The organism is Photobacterium sagamiensis, assembly GCF_050337085.1.
Taxonomy (GTDB): Bacteria; Pseudomonadota; Gammaproteobacteria; order Enterobacterales; family Vibrionaceae; genus Photobacterium; species Photobacterium sagamiensis.
Genome location: NZ_JAKJSP010000057.1, coordinates 1 through 25,449, shown reverse-complemented (window position 1 = coordinate 25,449; position 25,449 = coordinate 1). Strand labels below are relative to the sequence as shown.

Below are 25,449 nucleotides of genomic sequence, written 5' to 3'. Positions count from 1 at the left end.
AAGAACAGCAATTAGTGTAATTGCTCAAATTGGTATAATGTCAGAGCTCAGTGATCAAAAAAAGACAAATAAAATGTAATTTAACTCGTCGATGAACATGCGTTAGTCAGTTGATAGTAAGAATCAGCAAACCCTTTATTCGGAAAATATTCTTCGTTAATCAGCAAGCTTTTACTTTCAGACCAATTCGCAACCGATGAGCCGTTACCATAAGGAAGCTTATAGATCGTAAAGTGACGATCTCGACGCTCAAAAATCATGTTGGCAGGCAGACGACGTGAACGAAGGTTATCGTTACGATAATATTTAAAGCCGCCTTCACAGCTTTTGACAATATATGATCCCTTTTCACTCCTGACCGAAATATATGACTGCTGAGTATTTTCAAAATGCCGGTACTGCCAAGAGCCCGCTACTTGTGCCATTTTGATCCTTGCGCCTGGCTTCGGCTTGGCCGGTGCCAATGTTACCGGCTCTGAGACTTGCTGTGGCAGTTGCTGAGAGACCAAATCATCCGGGTTGATATCTAACACTGTCACTAACGTTTTCGGCTTGTCTGCTGGCTCTTCAATCATGGCGTAAAGCGCCAGCCAGGGCTCTTTGCCCAGCATCAACATCAGCGTCAGAAAGATGACCGGAAAGATCATAAATACGGCAAAGCGACGAACGTTAAACCGCCCGATTGATTGGATTTGTGCTGACACTTTCTGTGACAAGACGGCAGCAGATTTGTCGACTGAATCCGACTTAAATGGCTTGATATCACGGCTTTTTTCACTCAGCGCTCGCCGGGCCTCTGCCAGTTGTTCCTTTAACTTATCATTTTCTGCACGCAGTTTTTTCTCTTCTCTTTCTGCGTTAGATTGCCTTGCATCCGAACTATACTTTGGCTGACTCTCTTGATGAGCTTGTTTCAACTTTTGTTTCAGAGTGTCGTTAGACTCTTTAAGCTGCTTATAATCTCTCTCCAGTCGCAGAATTTTCCCCACGTAGTTATCTATCGCAGGATCTTGGATATGGATCGTGTGCACAGCTTCTTCATGCCCTTTTCCCTTTCCTATCTGATCATAGGCTTGAGAAACAAGCTGCATGAGCACCTTCGATCCCCCCTTATCAGGGTGAAAGCGAGTGGAAAGCAATTTATAACGACGCTTTACTTCATCGCTGGAGGTATTGTTATCTGTGCCTAAAATATCGTGGAAAGATGCCATTCTGCCGTACTAATTAAATGCCGATGAGTCCCTATAGGGAGTATATTCTAATTCTTTATCGACAATATATCGAACAACTTTAAGCGTTATAACACGGGACAAATACACTAATACTCTGTTTCTCATAAATTATGAATAGTTGTAGCTCCTAAACCTGTCATCCCGGAATCGAGGGACGAGATATCCGGGATCCAGTTCTAACTGTGTACTCCTTAGATTCCGTATAAGTTCGTTTCTCACTTTACGGAATGACGAAGTTGGTGACTGAACTCGTCAAAACTATTGTGATGAAATACTAGGTGCAATAGACAGTTAACTCAATTCAAATTATGCTTTTTCATCCGGAATTCACCCGGAGAGCAGCCTATATGCTTTTTAAAAACCCGAGAGAAATATGAAACATCTTTAAAGCCTGCAGAAGTGGCTACAGAGGCAATTTTCCCTCTGTCTGAGGTTAATAAACCACAAGCCAAATCAAGCCTTTTCTTAATGATGTACTGCTTTAAGGTCACCCCCATAATGCTATGAAACAGGCGGGAAAAATAAGTGGGAGAATAATGGCAGGCGTTGGCTAAATCTTGTTCCCTGAGTGGGGCGCTTATATTTTCATCAATAATTTTCAGTGCTGGTTTGATGGATAACTCGCGATGTTCATAGTCGTCATCGTCCCCCATTTCAATCGTATGCGTATGCATGCGACTGAAGCATTCTTCCAGCTGTTGCCGTGTTGCTCTTGCACTCAATACATCTTCCCCACCCGCTCGTAACACATTCAGGGCTAAGTCAGCATCCAGGTCATGGTAAACCACTACCACTTTTGTTGATGGAAAACGATTTTTAACGGCTTGTAACAGCTCAAAACCTTCTGACGATGAGTTCACCACCTCAAGAAAAATCAGCTCATGCCCTGTCATTGTTGACAAAAGTTCAAAAGGCGAAACATCAACCACGCTATGAAACAGCTTCAGGTTTTCTTTCGCTTCAGTCTGCTTATCTTGATGACAACAACTAACCCAAATCACAATCTCACCTTACTACCAGCGCCATAAACTCATGCATCTCACCATAAGGACAAGTAAGTACATACCAAGTTAATTACAAATTGATTTACCGGATATGCAACTAATATGAACTACACAACTTAGTACTAGGCAAATCTATTTGTAATAGACACTCCGTGTCGATGAATGTATAGAAAATCATAAGTAAATGTATGAAATATACGACAAAAAAATTCCTTACATATGAATAATTAACGGTCAAAAAACCAAATAAATCCAGTATGGGAAATGTGTCTTAAAATTAAGCAATAAAAAAATAAAATTCTGCTAGTCTGCTGTAATCAAACAGTTAGCGAACAATATATGTTAAAAAACAACACTTATATATCGAAAGTGAATAAAGAATTCGACTTGTTATTCCAAAATAAACTATCACTTTTCTAATTTATAGAGTCGTAAAAAAAAGACTGAATCATAAAAAAGTGATACTAAGAGATTATGTCTTAGTTTTTTAACGCTTTACCATGCTCACAAGAGCATCAATTCTTCCGTTGTTCGCTGCTGCCGTTAACCTGTACTCGTTATATCCAACAAATTCGCACTAAACCTCTTAGCTTTCAGCATTATGAATTTTTTAGCCTTTGCATGTATTTTTTTGCAGACAATCACTTTTTTATCAATTAGTATTGCGGCTCGAAAATTGAGTTCCGATGAAGACAGCAGGAGAGTGGCGCTTTATCTATTAACAAATAGATAATTAGCCCGCCGAAGAAGTAAGCGTTTTACCCGCTTGTTACTGTTCAAGCACAAAACGTTAATCTTTCAGGCACCGTTTTTTACGGTATGGACTGTTGTTGGAGGAGCCTCTGGAGAGACCCGTTAAATCGGGCGCCGAAGGAGCAAACCGACCCGCGTTGCACTATTTGTACATCGCAGGAAGGTGAAACTCTCAGGCAAAAGGACAGAGGAGATAAGTTCAACAGCCAGAATTTTTTTCTGTCAATCCCACGTTTCTGTTGTTCTGTATCTCTTCCTTTGATGTTTAAAGGGGGAATAATGAATCCGCTACACGATACGCTACAAAATACACTTCAAGTAATTGATAACCTCGTTTGGGGACCACCTCTGCTATTGCTGTTGGTGGGCACAGGCTTGTACCTCACACTTCGCCTGGGTTTTATACAAATTCGCTATTTACCATTAGCGTTAAGCTACGTATTTTCAAATAAGAACCGCACTAAGGGATCGGGAGATATCTCCAGTTTTGCGGCACTCTGCACTGCCCTGTCAGCAACCATCGGTACCGGTAACATTGTTGGTGTTGCGACGGCTATTAAACTTGGCGGACCAGGCGCCCTTCTCTGGATGTGGATCGCCGCTTTATTTGGAATGGCGACCAAGTATGCTGAATGCCTGCTGGCGGTAAAATATCGCGAGCAAGATGCAAACGGCCAGATGATCGGCGGCCCAATGTACTACCTTGAAAAAGGTGTTGGCAGCAAATGGCTGGCAAAAATGTTTGCCTTTTTTGCTCTGGGCGTGGCCTGTTTCGGCATTGGTACCTTCCCACAGGTTAATGCAATTGTTGATGCCGCCTACCTGTCTTTTGAGGTTCCCAAAGAATACACCATCGTATTACTGACAATTTTAGTCGCCACGGTCACTCTGGGTGGTATTAAATCTATCGCAAACGTTGCCAGTAAGGTCGTTCCGGTAATGGCGGGCTTCTATATTCTGGCGTGCCTGCTAGTACTGACATCGCAAGCCGACGCCCTGCCTGCCGCCGTTGCTCTGGTTATTAGCTCGGCCTTTACCGGCCAGGCTGCAACCGGTGGTTTTGTTGGTGCAGGTATCATGCTGGCAATTCAATCTGGTATTGCGCGTGGTGTGTTCTCGAATGAGTCTGGCCTGGGTAGTGCACCAATGGCTGCAGCAGCGGCGAAAACCGACTCTTGCGTCCATCAGGGACTGACATCAATGACTGGTACCTTCTTCGATACCATCATTATCTGTACCATGACAGGTTTAACTCTGGTTGTTACGGGTGCATGGCAAAGTGACTATGCCGGTGCCGCGATGACAACCTATGCGTTTGCTGCAGGTTTAGATTCTGCCTACTGGGGCCCGCTGATGGTCTCCGTTGGCCTGATGTTCTTTGCCTTTACCACGATTCTTGGCTGGAACTACTATGGTGAGCGTTGTATCACGTATCTGTTCGGTGTGAAGGCGATTTTACCTTACAAAATTATATTCCTGGTTTTGGTCGCCGGCGGTGCTTTCTTAAAGCTCGATATGATTTGGCTCATCGCAGATATCGTCAACGGCCTGATGGCGGTGCCAAACCTGATCGGTCTGGTCTTACTGCGTAAAGTCGTTATCTCTGAAAGTAAAGCTTACTTTGACCAGCTAAAGTCAGCGTCTCAGGGCACAGCACAAGCAGCTTAATCTTTTAAGATACAAATATATGTTTATTAAAAGCGGTATTGTGAGGATACCGCTTTTTCTATTCCAGATACCGTGTTAACTGCTGATACAAATCGAAGCTACTGTCTTCAAGCCAGCAATCCGTCATCAAACCGTCTTTCATCTTAAACAACAACATTCCTGTCATTGTAACATTCTGGTTTTTCCCCGGTATTTTGAGCCAGCCACCATGGTAGGTCGCATTGCATTTATAAACGGCAACGGTTTTCTGTTCATCATTAATTATCTGATTAATCGTAAACTGAACATTTTTAAACCTTTTATTCCAGATAACTAAGTAGGAAAGGTAATCTTCATGGCTCAGCGCCAAACAGCGGCCACCAGAGAGATGAAAATTAAAAGGATCTGTCGCACATTCGGCCAGCACACTTCCGTTCGCTTTGGCTAACACTTCATTAAACCAGTAACTCACCCTGTCATTTTCATTCATACGCCTATACCTCAGATCACTTGGATCATATCAATCGGGACAATTCTCAGCTCAATTCAGAGTGTTGCCTGCAGTTTAAGTGCACGCAATTACCGATACCTCTACTTGAACAAGATTAGACAGAAAATCACAAAAAAACTGGGGAAATGTCGACATTTTTCACTAAAATGTTGTTTTTGGGCTCCTTAGATTCCGTATAAGTTCGTGCCTCTCTTTACGGAATGACGAAGTGTGGTGACTGAACTCGTCAAAACTTCTGTGATGAAGTACTAGACTCCGAGAGACGCTCTAAATGGTCAGATAAAATTAGAGGGCTAACTGTGAGAAGACGGCCTGGTAATGGTGTTGTTACGCGAAGCAGTGCTCTGCCCAACGAGCCAGGCCTGCAGTCACGGAACCAAAGTAACTGCCACTCACTATCTGAACATCAGGTAATTGTTGCTCAATACATGAACGCAATATTGGCGATCGCGAAGTGCCGCCCGTCATATAAATCACATCTGGTTTTTTTCCGCTCTGAGCCATGGCCTCTGCTACCAAACCACTCATTTTCTCTTTGGGTGATTCAATCGCCTCAGCCATATCATTTTGGCTAATCGTCACTTCAAGCAGCTCAGAAAGCATGTTCAGCTGCACTTTATTCGTTGCTGCTTCTGACAGTGCAATTTTACTTTCTTCTGCTTTTCTAACTATCTGGTATCCCAGTGTTTCGTGATAAGCCTGGATCAGACGTTGCAGCTTTTCAGGTTCCGCCGCATCTCGCCTTAGCTGATCCAGCGATCTTAGATTAGAAGCACTATAAAAATCCGTTTGTGCCACGACATTATTGATGGCGATTGAGTTCCAGAACTGGCTAATTGGCATGTCGATGCCTTTTTGCGTTTGACTCCCCAAACCAAGCAATGGCATCAGCTGACGAAACGCTAAATGAATGTCTAAATCATTGCCGCCAACCCGGTGACCGCTGTGTGCCAGTAAACTGCCTTGACGATCAGTACGGCCACGCCATTCCGGTCCCATTTCAATCAGTGAGCAGTCTGTCGTACCACCACCAATATCGACCACCAGCACGGTTTTGTTTTCCGTTAAGGTACTTTCATACTCTAAGCCTGCCGCAACGGGCTCGAATTGAAATTCAATGTTATTAAAACCGGCACGTTTCGCGGCCTGAGTTAAAATCATTTCAGCTTGCTGATTGGCACGATCACCACCACTGCCCTGGAAGTTCACCGGGCGGCCTATCACAGTACTCGTGATACTCTGTTGGGTCGCTAACTCAGCATTGGCCTTGATGTTTACCATCATGGCGCACACCAAATCTTCAAAAAAGCTGATTTGCACGTCACGTAAACCATTCGCACCCAAAAACGATTTAGGCGATTTTACGTAGTAAACTTCTTCTGGATCTTCCAGATAAAGATCTAAAGCGGCCTGACCAAACTGCAAGTCCCCCTTTTCGACATCTATATCTTCTTCGCGATTTAGCGCGATTGCCCGGCGAAGTACTTGCTCACCCGCAGTGTCCGATGGTGAAATCCCCATATGGCGAAATAAATGTTCACTGACAGCTTCACGGGTTGGCGCGCATAAGGTGGAAGGGATGTACTGATTACCCTTTTCTAACGGCAACATACGCGGTTGCCCCTGCTCCATCACTGCCACAGAGCAGTTTGCTGTTCCGTAATCAAACCCGATGTACATGCCGAACCTCCCCATAAAAAAGCCGGCGATTTTATCCTGATTTTACGTCCAGCACTACCTTTACGATTGATCAATATGACAAATTTTGATCAATTGCTTCATGCAAGCTCTGACAGAGCAGATAAGAGTCTGATACTAACCGCTTATTGATAACAAAATAAATTGTTTTGACGGGATGCTAGGTATTTTTGTTCATTAGCATTCATAATTAGTCTTTATTTTGTTGATTGATATAAAAACGATGACGTCTATTTCTAAACCATTTTTCGCTCTGCTGATCGCCCTGTTCACCATCACAGGCTGCAGTGATGCCAACGTCCCTCAAGAAGGGGATAAATACACCATAATTCCAACGCCAATGACTGACACAGCAGATGTTATTGAGATCTTTTCGTTAGGCTGTGGCCACTGCCGTAATATGGAAGCGATGCTGCCTGAATTACAGTCGATGGCCAAGGTTGATATCGAGAAAGTCCATGTCACGTTTAATGAAGGTGCTCAACTCGCCGCATATATTTTCTATACCGCAGCCATTCAAACTAGCGATAAACCCAGCGAGCAACTGGTAAAAGATCTGTTTGCCTATGTTCAAGACAGTGATGAAAACTTATCACCTGAAGAAAAGAGAGCATCATTAGAAAAAATCTTTAAGCAATATGACTTGCTGAGCCCTTATGAACTCAGCGAAGAGCAACATAAAACTGTGTATCAACAGCTCAGCGCTGCTGAAACGTTGGTAGCAAATGCTGAAGTGGCTTCTGTTCCTGCATTTTTAGTCAAAGGCAAATACCTGATACAAACAGATGCCCACGAAAGCCTCGAAGATATTGCCAATACGATCCGTTATCTCAACACGCAAGTCGACTAAATCTGCCAAAACCTACAACAACAATGCTTTGATGTTGGTATCAGAGCATTGTTAATCTTCTTATTCCCTGCTAATTCCCTACTTAACCGCGTTTTTACCCCTTCATAACTATACCCAGGCAACCCTTCCCAAATACCAACTCGGAATGGCTCAACACCACTAACATCCTCGCAAGGCATTACCCAAAAACATGCCAAGTAGTCGGTAAATCACTCAAATCAACAAACGATATAAAACAATATTTTTCCTTCTTATCAGCAGGCTCTGAGCCGCAAATAATTCCGTTTTAGCACTATTTATAGTTGTAAATTTTGTAACGAAATATACGTAACAACATGATATTAAACACATATACTCATCAATCATCATGGTGATATCAATTGAGAACATTTTACTAACGCTGAACCGCCTATATCCCTGAAAGTGAATAAGCATTTCGGATAGAAAATGCTACACAACAGAATAATGTAGGATGCATTAAAATGAACAAGAAAATCATTGCACTAGCAATTGCAGCAGCGGCAGCTTCAACTTCTTCTCAGGCACTAGAAATTTATAACGATGACAGCAGTACGCTCTCCGTTGGCGGTCGTCTTGCCGCAAGTGCCAAATTTTCTGATGGCGAAAATAGTCTCGGTAGCCAGTCTTCTCGTATCAATTTTGGTTTCACGCATGCTCTTGAAGGTGGCTGGGATATCGGTGCAAAAGCAGAATGGGGATTCGATGCGCTATCTAACAGCAGTAAAGACAATCTGTTCTTCAACCGATTAGGTAACATCACTGCTGATAAAGAAAACATTGGTCACTTTACTCTGGGTAAAGCCTGGTCTGTTCACTATGATGTAGCTGGTGCCACTGACCGTTTCTGGATCTTCGGTGGTGACACAGCAGGTAGCTATGACGGTATTGTAAGCGACGGCGGACCGCACGGTACTGGTCGTGCTGATGACGTACTGCAATATCGCAACAACTTTGGCGGGCTGCAAATTGGTGTTCAGTATCAGTTCGAAGATAATAACTCCGATTTTCACCGTGACTACGGCTACCAGGCCATGGCAGGTTACGACTTTGATTTCGGCCTCGGTCTGAGTGCGGTATATGCTGAAACTCAGTTCAACGATCGTGAAGATGCTAAAATTGCAAATGCTGTCGTCAAGTATGAGAACAATGGCTTATACCTTGCTGCAAACTACAACCAGTCTCGTAACCACCAGCAAGGTGAAAGCTATTTCTCAGATGCTGATACAACAGCAGACGGCGCAATTAAAGAAGCAACAGGCCTAGAACTGTTCGGTTCTTACAACATCAATCAGTTCCAAATTCTAGGTGGCTATAACCAGCTTGAGGATGACAACTCACAAGCTAAATACGCATACGCAACAGTTGGAGCGGCCTACCTAACCGGCCCTGTTATCCTGTCGGCTGAATACAAGATGGATATCAGCAGTAAAAATGGCAACGGCTCTGATGCTGACCTAGACGATGTCTTAGCCCTGCTGGTACGTTACAACTTCTAACCTCACCAAAGGTCGTCACAGGTGCTCTTCGGAGCACCTTTGTTTGCAGTGGCTAAACACTTGTTCAGGCCTCTGACTCATTCCTTCCCACTTACCGCGTGATAAGTTGATACAGTCAGATCCATTGCGTAATGGTCACAATTCCTCATTGTGTACTGCAACTATTTTCAGCCATTTTGATCAACCTCTAATCATTCCTATCGTAATCTGATCCATAATCTTCAGCTGCTCACATTATCAAAACGTGAAATATACAAGTCACTCATCTCATTTCACACCATACTTACAAGAGCAGATATTGTGGCATGGCCACTTGCCAAGCACTACATGTAGTGCTTTAATCTATCATCTGCCACAAGTACCTCTTCAATGTCGAGGTACAGGGAACAGATTTAAGCTCTGGATTGCTTATCGTTCTGTCTCCATCGTGCATGAATTACGACAAATATTAAGGTGCATTCATAATGGCGAAAAACCCAACGGCTTCTGAAGTATCTCAAGCAATCGATATTGCCTTCCAATCGACCTCAATGGAGATTTGGGATAGCAAGTATCGTCTGAAATCAAAGCATGGAAAAGCTATTGATAAAACGCTTGATGATACCTTCAAACGCGTTGCTCGCGCGTTAGCCGATTTAGAAAAAGATACAGTCAGAGAACACTGGTACAACGAATTCTTGTGGGCATTGCGTAATGGCGCAATCCCTGCGGGGCGTATCACGTCTAACGCAGGCGCATTCGAACATAAACCTGCGACATCAACAATCAACTGTACCGTTTCCGGAACCATCGATGATTCGATGGACGACATTTTAGGCAAAGTCCACGAAGCAGGCCTGACCCTGAAGGCTGGTTGCGGTATCGGTTATGATTTCACCACCCTTCGTCCTCGTGGTGCTTTTGTATCAGGTGCGGGAGCCTACACATCTGGCCCTCTCTCTTTCATGGATATCTATGACAAGATGTGTTTTACCGTCTCTTCTGCCGGAGGACGCCGTGGCGCTCAAATGGGTACGATGGATATTCGCCACCCTGACATCATCGAATTCATTCGCGCCAAACGCGAAGACGGTCGTCTGCGCCAGTTCAACCTCTCACTGCTAATTTCTGAAGAATTTATCCAGGCAGTCAAAAATGACGATGAGTGGCAATTGATCTTCCCTGTCACCGCAAAAGAAGCAAAACAGGATAACTTGGATCTTAATAACGATCCGACGATCGTCTGGGCTGACTGGCCTGTAAAAGATAACCTGGTTGAAGGTCATGAAGGCCGGGTTGCATGCAAGGTTCACCGCACCATACCTGCTCACAACTTATGGAACGTCATTATGACGTCAACCTATGACTACGCTGAACCTGGCTTTATCCTGATCGATAAAGTTAACCAGATGAACAACAATTGGTTCTGTGAAGAGATCCGTGCCACTAACCCGTGTGGTGAACAGCCACTGCCACCCTACGGTGCCTGCCTGCTTGGCTCCATCAATCTGACTAAATTTGTACGTGCCCCCTTTACAAATAAAGCCGCATTTGACTGGGATGGCTTCCGCCGCGTTGTCGCTATTTTCACTCGTATGCTGGATAACGTAGTTGAAATCAACCAGCTGCCACTTGAAAAACAACGCCACGAAATCACGCATAAGCGTCGCCATGGAATGGGCTTCTTAGGATTGGGGTCTACTATCACTATGCTGACCCATAAATACGGCAGTGCAACCTCGGTTGCTTTCACAGAACAAGTCGCCCAGGAATTAGCAATCACCGGCTGGAAAGAAGCACTGAGCCTGGCAAAAGAGAAAGGCGTTGCCCCGGTGATGGATGAAGAATTCGAAATCACGGAAAAAATGCTGCGTCTGCGCCCTGAAATGGCAAAAGATGGCATCAAGATTGGCGATAAAGTAAAAGGTAAAGTGCTGCACGCTAAATATAGCCGTTACATGCAGCAGGTTGCTGAGATTGAACCAGCACTGATTGAACAGTTAGCAAAAACAGGTGCACGTTTTACCCATCACAGTTCTATTGCGCCAACCGGTACTATTTCATTGTCACTGGCAAACAATGCAAGTAATGGTATTGAGCCAAGCTTCGCCCATCACTACAGCCGTAATGTGATCGTAACTGGTAAGAAAACCAAAGAAAATGTTGATGTGTATAGCTTTGAACTACTGGCCTACCGCGAGCTGATCAACCACAAAGCCATGCCATACAGCACTGAAACAGAAACAAAACTACCGGAGTACTTCATCACTGCTGATGATGTTACGCCGAGCCAGCACGTAGATGTACAGGCTGCTGCCCAGCGTTGGATTGATTCTTCAATTTCAAAAACAGCTAACATACCAACCGACTTCCCGTTTGAAGACTTCAAAGACATCTATATGGATGCCTACGATAAAGGTCTTAAAGGCTGCACAACGTTCCGCTTTAACCCGGAAGTGTTCCAGGGCGTACTTGTCAAAGAGAGTGATCTGGAAAATACCACTTACGTTTTCAACCTCGAAGACGGGTCAACGCTGGAAGTTAAAGGCAACGAAGAGATCGAGTACGACGGTGAAACCCACACTGCGGCAAACCTTTACGATGCCCTTAAAGAAGGCTACTACGGTAAGTATTAAGCAATACCAATCAGGACAGGTCATAGAATCATGGTCAAAAAAATTGACAGCAAAATTGTTGGCTTCCAAGTTAAAAGCCAGGAACAAGATCTATCACAGCAGGCAACACAACCTGAAGTGAAGGTTGAGTACATGCATGAAGGCATGCCGCGGCCTGATATACTGCTGGGCACGACTTACAAGCTAAAAACGCCCGAGCATATTTCTGAGCATTCATTGTTTATCACCATTAACGATGTGGTACTAAACGAAGGCACAGAACACGAGGTACGTCGACCGTTTGAAGTGTTCATTAACTCTAAGAGCTTAGAGCACTATCAGTGGATTGTTGCGCTAACCCGCATTATGTCTGCGGTATTCCGTAAAGGCGGCGACTGTACCTTTCTGGTTGAAGAGCTACGCTCGGTGTTTGATCCGCGCGGTGGCTACTGGAATAAAGGGAAATATGTTCATTCGCTTATCGCAGAGATCGGTAACATCATCGAACAGCACCTGACTAAAATCGGCATGCTGGGAGAACCCGAGGTCGACGAGCATCAGAAGGCATTTCTAGATGCTAAAAAAGCGGAACTGGAAGGTAAAAAAGATGACGCTGACGAAGAAAGCACAGGAAGTTTTCCACGCAGTGCCACGCTTTGCTACAAATGCCATAACAAGGCCGTCATTATTAAAGACAACTGTCAGACTTGTCTTAACTGCGGCGAATCTAAGTGCGGCTAATGCTTCTTAGCGTTCGTGACTAAAAAAAGCTGCCTTCCGGCAGCTTTTTATATTTATACCAAGTCATTCAAAATAGTCAGAGTAAGACAATCTGATACAATACTGGCATTAAACAATTGAGTTGATAAGTCATGCAACAAAACGAATTTGAAATTTTAGTTAAAGCGCTATGCCAGAAAGAAAGTCTTCCGCAAGTGTTAGCAGCACTTCAAACCACAGAAGAGCTGGAGGTAGCAGAAGCTGCGGCATCATTAACCGGCCAATTCCAGCTTGCGGAAATCGAAGGTGAGAAACGTATCTACCACGTTTTCACCCAAGAGAATGAACAAGGTGAAGAACAGGAATATGTTGAATGGGTAATGAACGATGGCGATGAGATGCTGAAGTTTATTGCGTGGTTCTTCTACGCTATGTTCGAGATAAAGCATAAAGACACTTACCAGGCGGCTGGCCGTACTTACCAGCAACCCAAACGTCAGTAATTTTCTTTTATACCCAATATACCCAAACCACTATCATCACAATGCCAGTCGAAGTACTGGCATTTCTATCGTTAACCGACGTCAGCGTTAACAATTCAAAAACATATTGTATTACAAATCATTTCATTGTTTAACAAGCACTTATCCCAGTACATCTTTATCGTGGGCAACCGCACATTTATAGGGAAACCCGCTTAAAACATTAATAATAATGCGCTATTAATATGAAACAAAGACAATAGCAGAGCATTGCTGCCTACTAGTAGCTAACTGAATAATCAGGTGATTATATGATTATTCGATTGGGTTTAGTGACCAAAATGATCCATCACCAGCTGTAGACATTAACTCCCTATTCACTCCTTTCGCCTAAGAGCGAAATCAGTCCTTACTGAGTCCCAAAGCCTACCCCTGACGCAGATCTTTCACCGAATTTTCGGCAGATCTCTGCTGTTATGATGAAAACGATTTCATTTAAGAAAACTACGGAGACTCACCATGAGTGACATTGCACTATCTATCAGCATATTAGCGCTGGTTGCGGTGCTGGGCTTATGGATTGGGAACTGGCGCATCTGTGGGGTCGGATTAGGGATAGGCGGGGTGCTGTTTGGCGGCATTTTCGTAGGTCACTTTACCGACGCATGGGGCATCGCTCTCGATTCACATACCTTGCACTTCATTCAGGAGTTCGGCCTGATCCTGTTTGTGTACACTATCGGGATCCAGGTCGGCCCGGGGTTCTTTGCTTCACTGCGAAGCTCCGGCCTTAAACTCAACGGCTTTGCTGCCTTGATCGTTTTATTAGGCTGTATGGTTGCCATCGGCCTGCACAAGATCTTTGATGTCCCGCTTCCTGTTATTTTAGGCGTCTTCTCAGGTGCCGTGACCAACACGCCGTCATTGGGTGCTGGCCAGCAGATCTTAACGGAATTAGGTGCTCAGGACGGTATGCTCGATCTTACGGGTATGGGTTATGCGGTGGCTTATCCTTTCGGGATCTGCGGTATTCTGCTGACAATGTGGATCCTTCGTTTAGCGTTTAAGGTCAACGTTGATAAAGAAGCAGAAGAATTTGAAATCCACAGCGGTCATAAAAAGGAAAGCCTGCATACACTGAACGTGGCCATTCGTAACCCTAACCTCAATGGATTACAGTTACAGGCTGTACCGGCCTTGACTGAAGGTGACATCATCTGCTCCCGCTTAAAGCGAGGTGAAACCCTGCATGTTCCCCGCCCTGATACCCGAATCGAAACTAATGATCTGCTTCACCTTGTCGGCGACAAAAGCGCCCTCGAAAAAGCCCGTCTGGTGATTGGTGAAGAGGTCGATACTTCGCTTTCCACACGAGGAACGGAGTTACGGGTTCAGCGCCTAGTGGTCACCAATGAAATTGTGCTGGGTAAAAAGATCCGCGATCTCGATCTGAAAGAAAAATATGATGTGGTGGTTTCACGTCTAAACCGTGCCGGTGTTGAACTGGTGCCAACCAGCCAGTCGACACTGCAGTTTGGCGATATCCTGAATCTGGTCGGGCGTCATGAAGCCATTGAAGCCGTCAGTGGCATTGTCGGCAACGCCCATCAAAAACTGCAGCAGGTCCAGATGCTCCCGGTGTTCGTGGGGATTGGTTTAGGGGTGTTACTAGGCTCTATTCCGTTCTATCTTCCCGGCTTTCCAGCCGCAATAAAGCTCGGTCTGGCTGGCGGGCCGTTACTGGTTGCCCTGATCCTGGCACGTATTGGCAGTATCGGTAAAATGTACTGGTTTATGCCGCCTAGTGCCAACCTTGCCCTGCGTGAAATGGGTATCGTACTGTTCCTGGCTGTTGTTGGCCTGAAATCCGGTGGAGGCTTTGTCGATACCCTGGTCAATGGCGATGGTTTAAGCTGGATGGGTTATGGCATTGTGATTACTTTATTTCCGCTGCTGACGGTTGGCTTTATTGCCCGGATCGTCGGACAATTGAACTACCTGACAATATGCGGCATGCTGGCCGGCTCCATGACCGATCCACCGGCATTGGCTTTCGCTAACGGCTTGCATGCGACCAGCGGCGCCTCAGCCCTGTCATACGCGACGGTTTATCCCCTAGTGATGTGTCTGCGTATTCTCTCGCCCCAGATCCTCGCCCTGCTACTCTGGACCATGTAATTCATTAGCAGCCAGAAAAGCACTGCAATAAAAAACCACTGCCTTCAGGACAGTGGTTTTTTATTAATATGCGCAATAGTTTCCAATATGCACGCTAGCTCTTAATATTTATATTAATAACAACGATTATATTCTTAAATAATTTATTATTTATTGGAGCAATAACTTTAAATAAACGCTAATTTCTTGATTTAAATACAACTTAACAACCACAAGTCATTAACAAGTAAACCTAAAGATATAACTTCCCTCGCCGATATAATAACTACAGCTAGCCCGCGCCATTATTATAAATACTATAGATAGGTATGTGTTGTTATGCATAAACTCAATTTAAAGAGTAAACTGTTATTGCTCAGCTTAGTTCCACTTTTCATTATTATGAGCGTCGCTATTGGTATCATAAGCACATTAGAAAACAAAGCGTTAGATGAAGAGGTTATTCACTTTAAAGAACAGTTAATCAGCGAGCGTCAAAACCAGCTGAAAGATGCGGTTAATATTAACAAACATGCTGTTGAGAGTATCCTCGCCGCCAATAGTGATAAAAATCAGGCGATTCAACAAATTAGGCAACTGCTGCTCCCGCTGAGATTTGCTATTAACAATACCGGCTACATTTTTATTTACGATAAGAATGACAACAACATTGTTCATGCCGCTAGTCCGGAGAAGCAGGATAAAAACCATCGGGGTATGACAGATCCGAACGGTGTCAAAATTCTTAAGGAGCTATACCAGGCCGCGCAACAAGGTGGGGGTTTCGTCAACTATGTTCATCCGAAAAACGGCAATCCTACCCCGCAGCCAAAACTAAGCTATGCCGCTTCGGTTAATGGTACCGACTGGTATATTGGTACAGGCATTTATATCGATGATGTTGATACTGAAGTTGCGCAGTACCAGCTGTTATCAACGGAAGCAATGCAAGAACGATTAAAGCTGGTTCTGCTCAGTTCTTTCATTCTTGGTATTCTTACCATTATCGTCATCATTTTTATTGCCAACCGCATAACACGCTCGGTGAAGAGTATGGTCGATACTCTGAATGATATTGCCGACGGTGAAGGTGATCTTACCCGTCGTTTAGACGTTAAAGGTAACGATGAAATTGCCCAGTTAGGTCATGCGTTTAACCGCTTTGCCGCCAAGCTGCAAAGTATCATCAGCCAGGTTGCTGATGTTACTGAACAAGTCACTGGTGCCGCAAATAACATTAACGATCAAACCATCGCCCTGACCCGCCAATTGCAGGTTCACAACAATGAAACCGAGCAAGTTGTTACCGCAGTAACAGAAATGAGCTCTGCTGCCAGTGAAGTGGCGATGAATGCTAACGAAGTGTCAAACGCCACCAGCAATGCTAGTCAGGATTCTCTGGTTGCTCAACAGCGTGTTGATACTTCTGTTGTCTCTATCACCGCTCTGGTCGAGGAAGTGGATCAGGCCGGACAACATATTCATTCCCTCAACCAGCAGTCACAAAAAATTGATAATGTGCTGAAGGTCATTGGTGAAATTGCAGAGCAGACTAACCTGCTGGCGCTGAACGCTGCCATTGAAGCCGCACGTGCTGGTGAACAAGGCCGGGGATTTGCGGTTGTCGCTGATGAAGTTCGCGGGCTTGCAAGCCGCACGCAATCTAGCACGAAAGAAATAAAAGAAATGCTGGATGAGTTGCATCGCTTGGTCGCTCAGGCCGTATCGTCGATGGACCACAGCCAATCAACCTGTCACGAGGCTGTTGATGCTGCTAACTCCATCACCGATAGCTTGTCTTCTGTGACTGGCGCGGTTGAAGCGATTAACGATATGACCAGCCATATTGCAACGGCAGCGACAGAGCAAAGCTCTGTCACAGATGAAATCAACCGCAACATGGTTGCCATTCAAGATATTGTCTCTGAACTCATCCACTCTAGCAGCACCTCAGAGCAAGTCGTCAATGAACTTAACCAAGCAGGAGGCGAGCTGAAACAATTAGTTGGCCAGTTTAAAACCAGCTAATACTAAGCAATACCAAGTTCATATCCTGCAAACGATAAAACGGCAACTCAAGAGTTGCCGTTTTAGCAGCTGATATTAACTGTTAGTCATTAAACAGCAGGCAGCTACGGCCATCATATTCAATGCGCTGTACCTTAGTCGCAAAAGTTGTTTCAAGCTGTTCAACGGTCATTACCTCTTTCGGGTGCCCTTTGGCAACGCATGACCCGTTATTGAGCAGCAATACTTTATCTGCTTCGCGTAGGGTTCGATTGAGATCATGATTTGCCATAACTACTGCAACCCCCTGTTCAGCCATGCGCCGCACCAACTTATACATTGCTGCTTCCTGACCGATATCAAGTGCTGCAGCCGGTTCATCCAATAACAAAAGATGCGCTTCAGGGTTAATACTCGGCCACACTTGCAGGCAGGCGGCGGCAAGACGAACACGTTGCCATTCACCGCCAGAGAGCTGCTGAATATTCCGGTTCAATTTGTCGCTGATATTCAGTGCATGACATATTTCATCCAGCGCCTGTTGCACTTTCAACTCATCCGGCTTATTTAAAGCAGATAATGAGAGCGCCAGATAGTGATGCACCCCAACAGAGAACACCGGGCGATCTTGCTGCGCTAAGTAACACCGTAGCCGGGCAAGTGACGGCAAATCATAATCCGCTAAAGGCTGGCCCAAAAACTCAATATTCCCCTGCCCTTCATATAATCCGGAAAGCATCGAAATCGCGGTACTTTTACCGCTGCCATTAGGGCCGATGAAGTGAACGATCTCACCTGGTTCAATCGAAAAGGAAACCGGAAGTAACCGCGGTGGCATCGCCAGATTTTGTACATCTAATATCATGGTATCTACCGAGTTTTAATCAAATTGAGAACGAAGCAACATCCAGACAAATACCGGGGCACCAATGGTGGTGGTAAGCACACCAACAGGCAGCTCTGCTGACGGTAACACAATTCGGGATAACGTATCGGCTACAGCCAGTAACAAAGCACCACACAGTGCCGATAATGGTAACAAGTAGCGGTTTTCAGTACCAAGGCTTAAGCGCAGCAGGTGAGGCACTACGAGGCCGACAAACCCAATCACTCCACCCAGCGCAACAGAAGCCCCGACCAGCAACGACACAATAAGAATAAACCGCCAGCGCAACGAAGCTACATCCAGTCCTAACTGCCTGGCCTGGGTTTCGCCCAACATCAGTAAATCCAGTTTCTTACCCTGAATACAGAGCCAGCATAAAACCGGCACCACTAACAATAATACAGACAGTTGTGACCAGCTTACGCCGCCAACACTGCCCATCAACCAGTACATAAGCTGGCGCAAGTTCAGATCATCGCTGAAGTAAAACGCCCATGTCACGACTGAGCCCGATAATATCCCTAATGCAACACCTATGAGTAACAGGCGTGCTGTTGAGACCTTCCGCCGACGGGATAAGCCCACTAACACCATAGTAAACAATAAGGCGCCGGCCATCGCAGCGAACATGGTTAACATCGGGGTTGGCGCAAAAGGCAGAGCAAAGAGCAGAATCACCAATGCCAGGCTCGCGCCACCGGATATACCAAGCACCCCGGGTTCTGCCAGAGGGTTACCCAGTAACACTTGCAATACTGAACCAGAAGCAGCAAGAGAGGCACCAATCGCTAATGCTGCGATCAATCTGGGGAAACGTAACTGAAGCAACAGTTGTTGTTCGAGGGCACCATCTGGTGACCATGGCAGGATCCATAGTTCACCGATAGCAAGTGAAAACAGGCAAGTTGCCAACAATAAGGCCGAAACAATCCAAAAGCTGAATTTCCATTTCGCTTGCTGACGTAAAATAAGATCGTTTAATAGCATTGGAAGTCGCGATAAAAAATATTGCGCTAACAATACCTTCTCAATGATTAAATGAAAAGAAGACCAGCGATAAATGGTCTTCTTTTCATCAACTGGGATGCAATTTAGATTTTAGCGACAACCTGATCGCCTGTAACAACTTCCGTCTGCTGAACCAGTAAGCAGGCTCGCTGCCCTGTCGCGACATTGGCATTAGGGAAAACAATGGCTTCTCCCCCTTCTAAAGAGAAGTATTCCACGCCTTCATCATGTGCCAATAGTTTGCCATGCTCAAAAAATGAGAAATTGGCCTGTTGCGCAGGAAAGTTAAAGGCAAAAGACGGTGTGTGCTTCACTAATGTCCTGGTAACACGATAAACCCGTGGTATTCCCGCCTTCCATTCACTGTGAAGCTCTGATTCACAGACCAGCTGTTTTATGGCCTCAGCAAAAGGCGCAAGTTGTTTTAAGTCATTTTTCCCTAAGGCTGCAACCTTACCTAATTCCATCGTCAGCGCCTGCGCCGCAAATTTTTCGGCGCTATACCAGCTGAATGTCGGAGACGGGGAATTAGATAATAAGATCGCCTCAATGTCTGCTTGCTGTAAGAAAGCAAACAACGCCTGGTTGCGGGTTTTATTCTCAGTATAAGGGCTGACAGCAAACGTATGATGGACAGAATCCCGGATGGCACAATGTAAATCCAAATGCCAACGATTTGGATGACTGGCAGAGGTTTGCTCGAAGAAATGATCAACGGCGTCTTGTAACTGATTAGCCACAACACGATCAACATTAGCGTCATCATTTCGAGCAGCGAAAAGACGGTTCATATTCTCGTCGATAAAACGTGTATGAGCGTTAATTGCCTGAGGGTGCGCAATGATCAGTAATAGCCGATGCTTGGGTTCAATTTTCCCCTGCAGAATTTGTTGTGCCAGTTGCTGAACGAGTTCTATCGGCCCTGTTTCATCACCATGAACACCAGAAGAAATTACGATATCCTTAACAGAATCATTCAACTCTGCGGGTGTAATGTGCAACACACCTCGATGAGGCAAATAACAGCGCACACCAGAATCCAACGTCCATTCACTGGCTTCAAAAGGTAGGGAAAGATCCAGTGTTGCCGCTAAGAACTCCCCCTCTTTCACCGACTGTAGCAATGTCATTTACAACCTCCGTGTCATGCCAATCATATTGTTATGCCAATCGAGATAACTATCTAATACCAATCGGTATAATCCAACCAGAGTTATCATGCCAATCCCATTTACTATACAAGCTAGCTACATCTTTGTAACGCTTGCTTTTCTGCGGGATATCGCAATTTATGAAATTGGCTGTGGGCTGTGGGCTGTGGGCTGTGGGCTGTGGGAAGAGTATAAAAAGAAGACCCAAGCGAATCTACACGTTTCGCTTGGGTCTTTATTGTGTGGTTTAAGCGTTAACTTAAGGCTCTCATTTTTCGATATCTATACTTTCTACGCGAGCTTTAAGTTTCTGACCAGGGCGGAAAGTAACAACACGGCGTGCAGAAATTGGAATATCTTCACCCGTTTTCGGGTTACGTCCCGGCCTCTCGTTTTTGTCGCGCAGATCGAAGTTACCAAAACCTGACAACTTTACCTGCTCGCCATTTTCAAGAGCCTTCCTGATTTCTTCAAAGAAGACTTCCACCGTATCCTTGGCGTCCCGTTTGCTTAATCCAACATTCTCAAACAGGTCCTCAGCCAAATCGGCTTTTGTGAGCGCCATTGATAACTCCCTCAAGACTATGCTGAATGGATAGTGCACACAACTCGAATATGTATTAGTACAAGTTAGCGTATCACTGCGAATTAGTTTGGCTGGGCCGAAACATGCATATCATCAAAATGATATGCAGTTAAGTTCGGGTAATACCCGTTCGACCTCAACTAGGACAAGTTTAAGCCAACTTGCTGATTTCCGCCAACTTTTTTAAGTGACGTTCGTGTCAAATTATTGATTTAGAGGGTGAGGCTGGCCCCATTTCCATGCACCTGGTTGAGCTTGAAATCGAATTGAACAAATAATAAACCCTAATAAAACAGCAAGATACAGCACAACCCTCCAAAGTAATCGCATAATTCAGAAAATATCACTAACAATCAGAATGTTAGAATTTTTTAGATTTAGATCAAAAAAAAGCAGCCATTTCTGGCTGCTTTCTCAAAACAAAGACTTAAAAAGACAATGTTTATTTTATTACTCAGTTATAAATCAAGTATTTACTCTAGTATGAAGCTAGTCGCGCAGGCTTGCACCAAAACGCTCAGCAAGAACTGCAACAATACTATCAACTGCACCAACAATATCAGCTTCTTCAAGCGTGCGCTCAGCAGATTGTAGTGTCAGTGCAATAGCAAGGCTCTTATTGCCTTCTTCCACACCTTTACCGCAGTAAACATCAAACAGGTTAACAGCTGTTAGTAGCTCACCACCGTTTGCACGGCATACTTCTACTACGTCGCCTACTGCTACATCTTCGTTCACAACAATCGCGATATCACGACGGTTTGCAGGGAACTTAGACACTTGAGCAGCTTCAGGTAGTACACGCGTGTTGATCGCATTCCATTCAATTTCGAACACAATAGTGCGACCATTTAGGCCAAACTTGCGCTCAAGCTCTGGGTGAACCGTACCGATCACACCCACCTCTTTGCCATCAACAACGATTGCTGCTGTTTGGCCAGGGTGTAGTGCTGGGTGTTTCGCTGGTTTGAAACCAAATGCAACGTCGTTTGCAGTCAGCTCTAGTACCGCTTCCAGGTCACCTTTCAGGTCAAAGAAATCAACCGTGTTAGTTTCGATGTCCCAGTGTTCTTCGCTGCGAGAACCAGCAATAACGCCCGCCAGCATTGGCTCTTGACGCATGCCGTTTTCAGCAGATTCACATGGAATGAAACGTAGACCATATTCGAACAAACGAACACGTGGCTGCTGGCGCTTCTGGTTGTGGACAACAGTGTTCAATAGGCCTTGGATAAGACCAAGACGCATTGCTGACATGTCTGCAGAAATTGGGAATGGCAGAATTAGCGGCTCAACACCTGGAACAATCAGTTTTTGCTGCTCTGGCTCAACGAAGCTGTAAGTAATTGCTTCGTGGTAGCCACGGTCAACAAGAAGGTCACGTACGCGCTTAAGCGGCAGGTTCGCTTCTTTATGGTCGTTCATGCTTAGCGCAGCAACTGGCGACTGATTTGGAATGTTGTTGTAACCGTAAATACGGCCAACTTCTTCAATCAAGTCTTGCTCGATAGCAATATCAAAACGCCATGTTGGTGCCGTTGCCATCCAACCTTCCGCTGTTGTTTCAACAGTTAGGCCAAGACGCTCTAGGATTTCAACAACATCAGCATCAGCGATGTGGTGACCTAGCAGGTTATCAAGCTTTGTACGGCGTAGTGCTACTGTGTTTGGCTTAGGCAGATCTGCTTCAGACTCAACGCTAACAACAGGCGCTACGTCACCACCACAGATTTCAACTAGAAGCTGTGTTGCACGCTCCATTGCTTCGACTTGTAATGTTGAATCAACACCACGTTCAAAACGTAATGATGAATCTGTATGCAGGCCATAGCTACGTGCACGACCACGAATTGCGTCAGGTGCAAAGAATGCGCACTCAAGCAGTACGTCTTTTGTATCTGCGTGAACACCAGAGAACTCACCACCGAAGATACCGGCAATGGCCAGCGCTTTGCCGTGATCAGCAACAACCAAGGTATCGCTGTTCAGTTTAGATTCCGTACCGTCAAGCAGCGTGATCATCTCATCTTGCTCAGCCATACGGACCACAATTCCACCTTCAACCTTGTTAAGGTCGAACGCGTGCATTGGCTGACCCATTTCGAGCATCACGTAGTTAGTGATGTCAACGATAGAATCGATAGAGCGGATACCACAACGGCGCAGTTTTTCCTGCATCCATAATGGTGTTTCAGCTTTAATGTTCACGTTCTTAACCACACGGCCAAGGTAACGTGGACATGCATCAGCCACTTTAACTTCGATAGATACAGTGTCATCGATAGATGGCGCAACCAGGTCAAACTGAGGCGCGGTCACGTCAGCACGGTTTAGTACACCGACTTCACGCGCAAGACCGCGAATGCTGAAACAGTCAGCACGGTTTGCTGTTAGATCAACATCAACAGTCACGTCATCTAGACCTAGGAATTCACGGAAGTCAGTACCCAGTACTGCGTCTTCTGCTAGCTCTAGGATACCGTCAGACTCGACATCAATACCCAGCTCAGAGAAAGAACAAAGCATACCGTGTGATGGTTGACCACGTAGTTTTGCTTTCTTGATTTTGAAATCACCAGGCAGTACTGCGCCAACAGTAGCAACAGCCACTTTGATGCCTAGACGACAGTTTGACGCACCACACACGATGTCTAGCAGCTCTTCAGCGCCTACATCGACTTTGGTTACGCGCAGTTTGTCTGCATCTGGGTGTTGTTCACAAGCAACAACTTGACCCACTTTAACGCCAGTAAATGAACCTGCCACTGGTAGAACGTCGTCTACTTCAAGGCCTGCCATTGTAATTTGATGTGTTAGTTCGTCAGTAGTAACCGCAGGGCTAACCCACTCACGAAGCCATGATTCGCTGAATTTCATAGTGATTAAACCTCTGGATTACTTAAACTGTTTTAGGAAACGAAGGTCGTTCTCGAAGAACGCACGTAAGTCGTTTACACCATAACGAAGCATAGTCAGACGCTCAACGCCCATACCAAATGCAAAGCCAGAGTATTTCTCAGGGTCAATACCTACGCTGCGAAGTACGTTCGGGTGAACCATACCGCAACCTAGTACTTCCAACCACTTACCGTTCTTACCTTTCACATCAACTTCAGCTGAAGGCTCTGTGAATGGGAAGTAAGATGGACGGAAGCGCACTTCCACTTCTTCTTCAAAGAAGTTACATAGGAAGTCGTGAAGAATGCCTTTAAGCTGTGCAAAGTTAACGTTCTCGTCAACTAGCATGCCTTCCACCTGGTGGAACATTGGCGTATGTGTTTGGTCGTAGTCATTACGATAAACACGGCCAGGCGCGATAAAGCGTAGCGGCGGCTGGCTTTCTTCCATAGTACGGATCTGAACACCAGAGGTGTGCGTACGAAGCATCAAATCTGGGTTAAAGAAAAAGGTATCGTGATCCGTACGTGCTGGGTGATCTTCAGCAATGTTCAATGCATCGAAGTTGTGGAAAGCATCTTCGATTTCTGGGCCAGCTTCAGTAGTAAAACCAAGCTCACCAAAGAAACTTTCAATACGTTCGATCGTACGGGTAACAGGGTGTAGACCACCGTTCTCAATACGACGACCCGGAAGAGAAATGTCGATTGTTTCTGCTGCAAGCTTCGCTTCTAGCTCAGCACGCTGTAGAGCGTCTTTACGCTCAACGAGTAGTGCCTGAACAGCTTGCTTCGCTTTGTTGATCTCTTGACCCGCAGTGCGACGCTCTTCTGGTGGTAGTTTACCTAGTTGTTGTAGTTGAAGGGTTAAGTGACCCTTTTTACCTAGGTACTGAACTCGGACTTCGTCCAGAGCGACTAATGATTCAGCCTGCTCTATAGCTGCCGTTGCATTGGCAATAATCTCGTCTAGATGTTGCATCGTTTCCTCATCCACCCACAGGTGGCGTCCTTTCGGGAGATATAAATTCGCGTAACGATACATACTAAAGAAACACGCGTCTAAATCCAAATCGAATCGTAATAAAAAGAGGGAATTGAACAAAAATAATGCCGCTTTGTTGTTGTGAACCGGCCAAAACTTCTCTCATGGGTATAACACAATAGTAATCGAGTAATCACTCGCGCGGAGTCATGAAATGTCATGAAACGTCAATATGACGCTTGAATATGTACAACAATATGTTGAAATTGCCAACAATATGAAACTACACCCTTATTGACTGTGCCGCAAAGACTGCAGAGATACGACAGACCATTATTTATCGTTATTCCAGCCCAGACGATCACGATGTCAGTTTGATCCAAGTCAGGATATGCGGACTCAATTAATGTCAAATCGACCTTTCTGTACAACTTAGATGAACCTATTTATCGGAGAGAAAATGAAAAGAATTTACGCATTTGATAGCCTAAAATTACTGGGTATTGTGGCAATATTCATCATTCATTACGGAATTTTTAACTCTTACGGCGGCGTTGAGCACAATGCTATTTATCTTAAGTAACTAAGAAAAACTTATTTCAAATAAGTTGCCATAGCCATCTAACAAGGCAGCGATTTCTGCTTCCAGTGTTTCTTTACTCCAAGTAATAAAGCGGCGTCTGTAATACTTGGCCTGTTTCCAAAGGATTTCGATCAGATTCAATTCCGGACTGTATACCGGAAGATAGACCAATATCATGTAA

Annotated in this window: 19 protein-coding genes and 1 riboswitch; of the genes, 8 read left to right on the top strand and 11 right to left on the bottom strand. The window is 45.1% G+C overall.

The window, feature by feature from the left end:
- Window positions 1-80: 80 nt before the first annotated feature.
- Both L4D76_RS23170 and L4D76_RS23165 read right to left on the bottom strand, forming a co-directional pair.
- Window positions 81-1,211: a molecular chaperone DnaJ gene (locus L4D76_RS23170; protein ID WP_428443234.1), complete on the bottom strand. Its 1,131-nt coding sequence runs from the start codon at window positions 1,209-1,211 to the stop codon at window positions 81-83.
- A gap of 317 nt (window positions 1,212-1,528) precedes the next feature.
- Window positions 1,529-2,233 carry a response regulator transcription factor gene (locus L4D76_RS23165; protein WP_428443233.1) on the bottom strand — a complete coding sequence of 235 codons (705 nt, stop codon included), beginning with the start codon at window positions 2,231-2,233 and terminating at the stop codon, window positions 1,529-1,531.
- Between the two features lie 835 nt (window positions 2,234-3,068).
- Window positions 3,069-3,187, top strand: a riboswitch (glycine riboswitch).
- Window positions 3,188-3,268: 81 nt separating this feature from the next.
- Here L4D76_RS23165 and L4D76_RS23160 point away from each other — a divergent pair.
- Complete coding sequence (locus tag L4D76_RS23160; protein WP_428443232.1) at window positions 3,269-4,657, top strand: alanine/glycine:cation symporter family protein; 1,389 nt, start codon at window positions 3,269-3,271, stop codon at window positions 4,655-4,657.
- 58 nt (window positions 4,658-4,715) lie between these two features.
- Here L4D76_RS23160 and L4D76_RS23155 read toward each other — a convergent pair whose 3' ends face one another.
- Together L4D76_RS23155 and yegD are read right to left on the bottom strand one after the other, a co-directional pair.
- The gene (locus L4D76_RS23155) at window positions 4,716-5,126 is read right to left on the bottom strand and encodes an ester cyclase (protein ID WP_428443231.1); all 411 of its coding nucleotides are present in this window, start codon (window positions 5,124-5,126) and stop codon (window positions 4,716-4,718) included.
- A 348-nt stretch (window positions 5,127-5,474) separates the two neighbouring features.
- On the bottom strand, window positions 5,475-6,827 hold the full coding sequence (gene yegD, locus L4D76_RS23150; protein WP_428443230.1) for a molecular chaperone: 1,353 nt from the start codon (window positions 6,825-6,827) through the stop codon (window positions 5,475-5,477).
- A 241-nt stretch (window positions 6,828-7,068) separates the two neighbouring features.
- Between yegD and L4D76_RS23145 the strand changes: the two genes are divergently transcribed.
- The 7 genes from L4D76_RS23145 (at window position 7,069) to L4D76_RS23115 (ending at window position 17,193) form a co-directional block, all read left to right on the top strand.
- Window positions 7,069-7,695: a thiol:disulfide interchange protein DsbA/DsbL gene (locus tag L4D76_RS23145; RefSeq protein ID WP_428443229.1), complete on the top strand. Its 627-nt coding sequence runs from the start codon at window positions 7,069-7,071 to the stop codon at window positions 7,693-7,695.
- Window positions 7,696-8,177: 482 nt separating this feature from the next.
- Window positions 8,178-9,212, top strand: a complete 1,035-nt coding sequence (locus tag L4D76_RS23140) for a porin (RefSeq protein WP_428443228.1) — start codon at window positions 8,178-8,180, stop codon at window positions 9,210-9,212.
- A 464-nt stretch (window positions 9,213-9,676) separates the two neighbouring features.
- Window positions 9,677-11,827 (top strand): adenosylcobalamin-dependent ribonucleoside-diphosphate reductase, encoded by a 2,151-nt coding sequence (locus tag L4D76_RS23135; RefSeq protein WP_428443227.1) that lies wholly within the window; start codon window positions 9,677-9,679, stop codon window positions 11,825-11,827.
- 30 nt (window positions 11,828-11,857) lie between these two features.
- On the top strand, window positions 11,858-12,547 hold the full coding sequence (locus L4D76_RS23130) for a TSCPD domain-containing protein (protein ID WP_428443226.1): 690 nt from the start codon (window positions 11,858-11,860) through the stop codon (window positions 12,545-12,547).
- Between the two features lie 131 nt (window positions 12,548-12,678).
- Window positions 12,679-13,029, top strand: coding sequence for a hypothetical protein (locus L4D76_RS23125; protein WP_428443225.1), 351 nt, complete (start codon window positions 12,679-12,681; stop codon window positions 13,027-13,029).
- A gap of 498 nt (window positions 13,030-13,527) precedes the next feature.
- Window positions 13,528-15,186 carry a putative transporter gene (locus L4D76_RS23120; RefSeq protein ID WP_428443224.1) on the top strand — a complete coding sequence of 553 codons (1,659 nt, stop codon included), beginning with the start codon at window positions 13,528-13,530 and terminating at the stop codon, window positions 15,184-15,186.
- 318 nt (window positions 15,187-15,504) lie between these two features.
- Window positions 15,505-17,193, top strand: coding sequence for a methyl-accepting chemotaxis protein (locus L4D76_RS23115; protein WP_428443223.1), 1,689 nt, complete (start codon window positions 15,505-15,507; stop codon window positions 17,191-17,193).
- An 82-nt stretch (window positions 17,194-17,275) separates the two neighbouring features.
- Here L4D76_RS23115 and btuD read toward each other — a convergent pair whose 3' ends face one another.
- From btuD to L4D76_RS23080, 7 genes are all read right to left on the bottom strand, one after another.
- Entirely contained in the window at window positions 17,276-18,037 is a 762-nt protein-coding gene (btuD, locus tag L4D76_RS23110) for a vitamin B12 ABC transporter ATP-binding protein BtuD (protein WP_428443222.1), read from the bottom strand.
- Window positions 18,038-18,052: 15 nt separating this feature from the next.
- Window positions 18,053-19,045 carry a vitamin B12 ABC transporter permease BtuC gene (gene btuC, locus L4D76_RS23105; protein ID WP_428443221.1) on the bottom strand — a complete coding sequence of 331 codons (993 nt, stop codon included), beginning with the start codon at window positions 19,043-19,045 and terminating at the stop codon, window positions 18,053-18,055.
- 104 nt (window positions 19,046-19,149) lie between these two features.
- Window positions 19,150-20,196 carry a succinylglutamate desuccinylase gene (gene astE / locus L4D76_RS23100; RefSeq protein ID WP_428443220.1) on the bottom strand — a complete coding sequence of 349 codons (1,047 nt, stop codon included), beginning with the start codon at window positions 20,194-20,196 and terminating at the stop codon, window positions 19,150-19,152.
- A 289-nt stretch (window positions 20,197-20,485) separates the two neighbouring features.
- Window positions 20,486-20,782: an integration host factor subunit alpha gene (gene ihfA, locus L4D76_RS23095; RefSeq protein ID WP_107282389.1), complete on the bottom strand. Its 297-nt coding sequence runs from the start codon at window positions 20,780-20,782 to the stop codon at window positions 20,486-20,488.
- A 510-nt stretch (window positions 20,783-21,292) separates the two neighbouring features.
- On the bottom strand, window positions 21,293-23,680 hold the full coding sequence (gene pheT / locus L4D76_RS23090) for a phenylalanine--tRNA ligase subunit beta (protein ID WP_428443219.1): 2,388 nt from the start codon (window positions 23,678-23,680) through the stop codon (window positions 21,293-21,295).
- A gap of 18 nt (window positions 23,681-23,698) precedes the next feature.
- Window positions 23,699-24,682, bottom strand: a complete 984-nt coding sequence (gene pheS, locus L4D76_RS23085) for a phenylalanine--tRNA ligase subunit alpha (RefSeq protein WP_428443218.1) — start codon at window positions 24,680-24,682, stop codon at window positions 23,699-23,701.
- Window positions 24,683-25,268: 586 nt separating this feature from the next.
- The coding region (locus L4D76_RS23080; RefSeq protein ID WP_428443217.1) for a transposase at window positions 25,269-25,449 on the bottom strand (181 nt) is incomplete at its 5' end.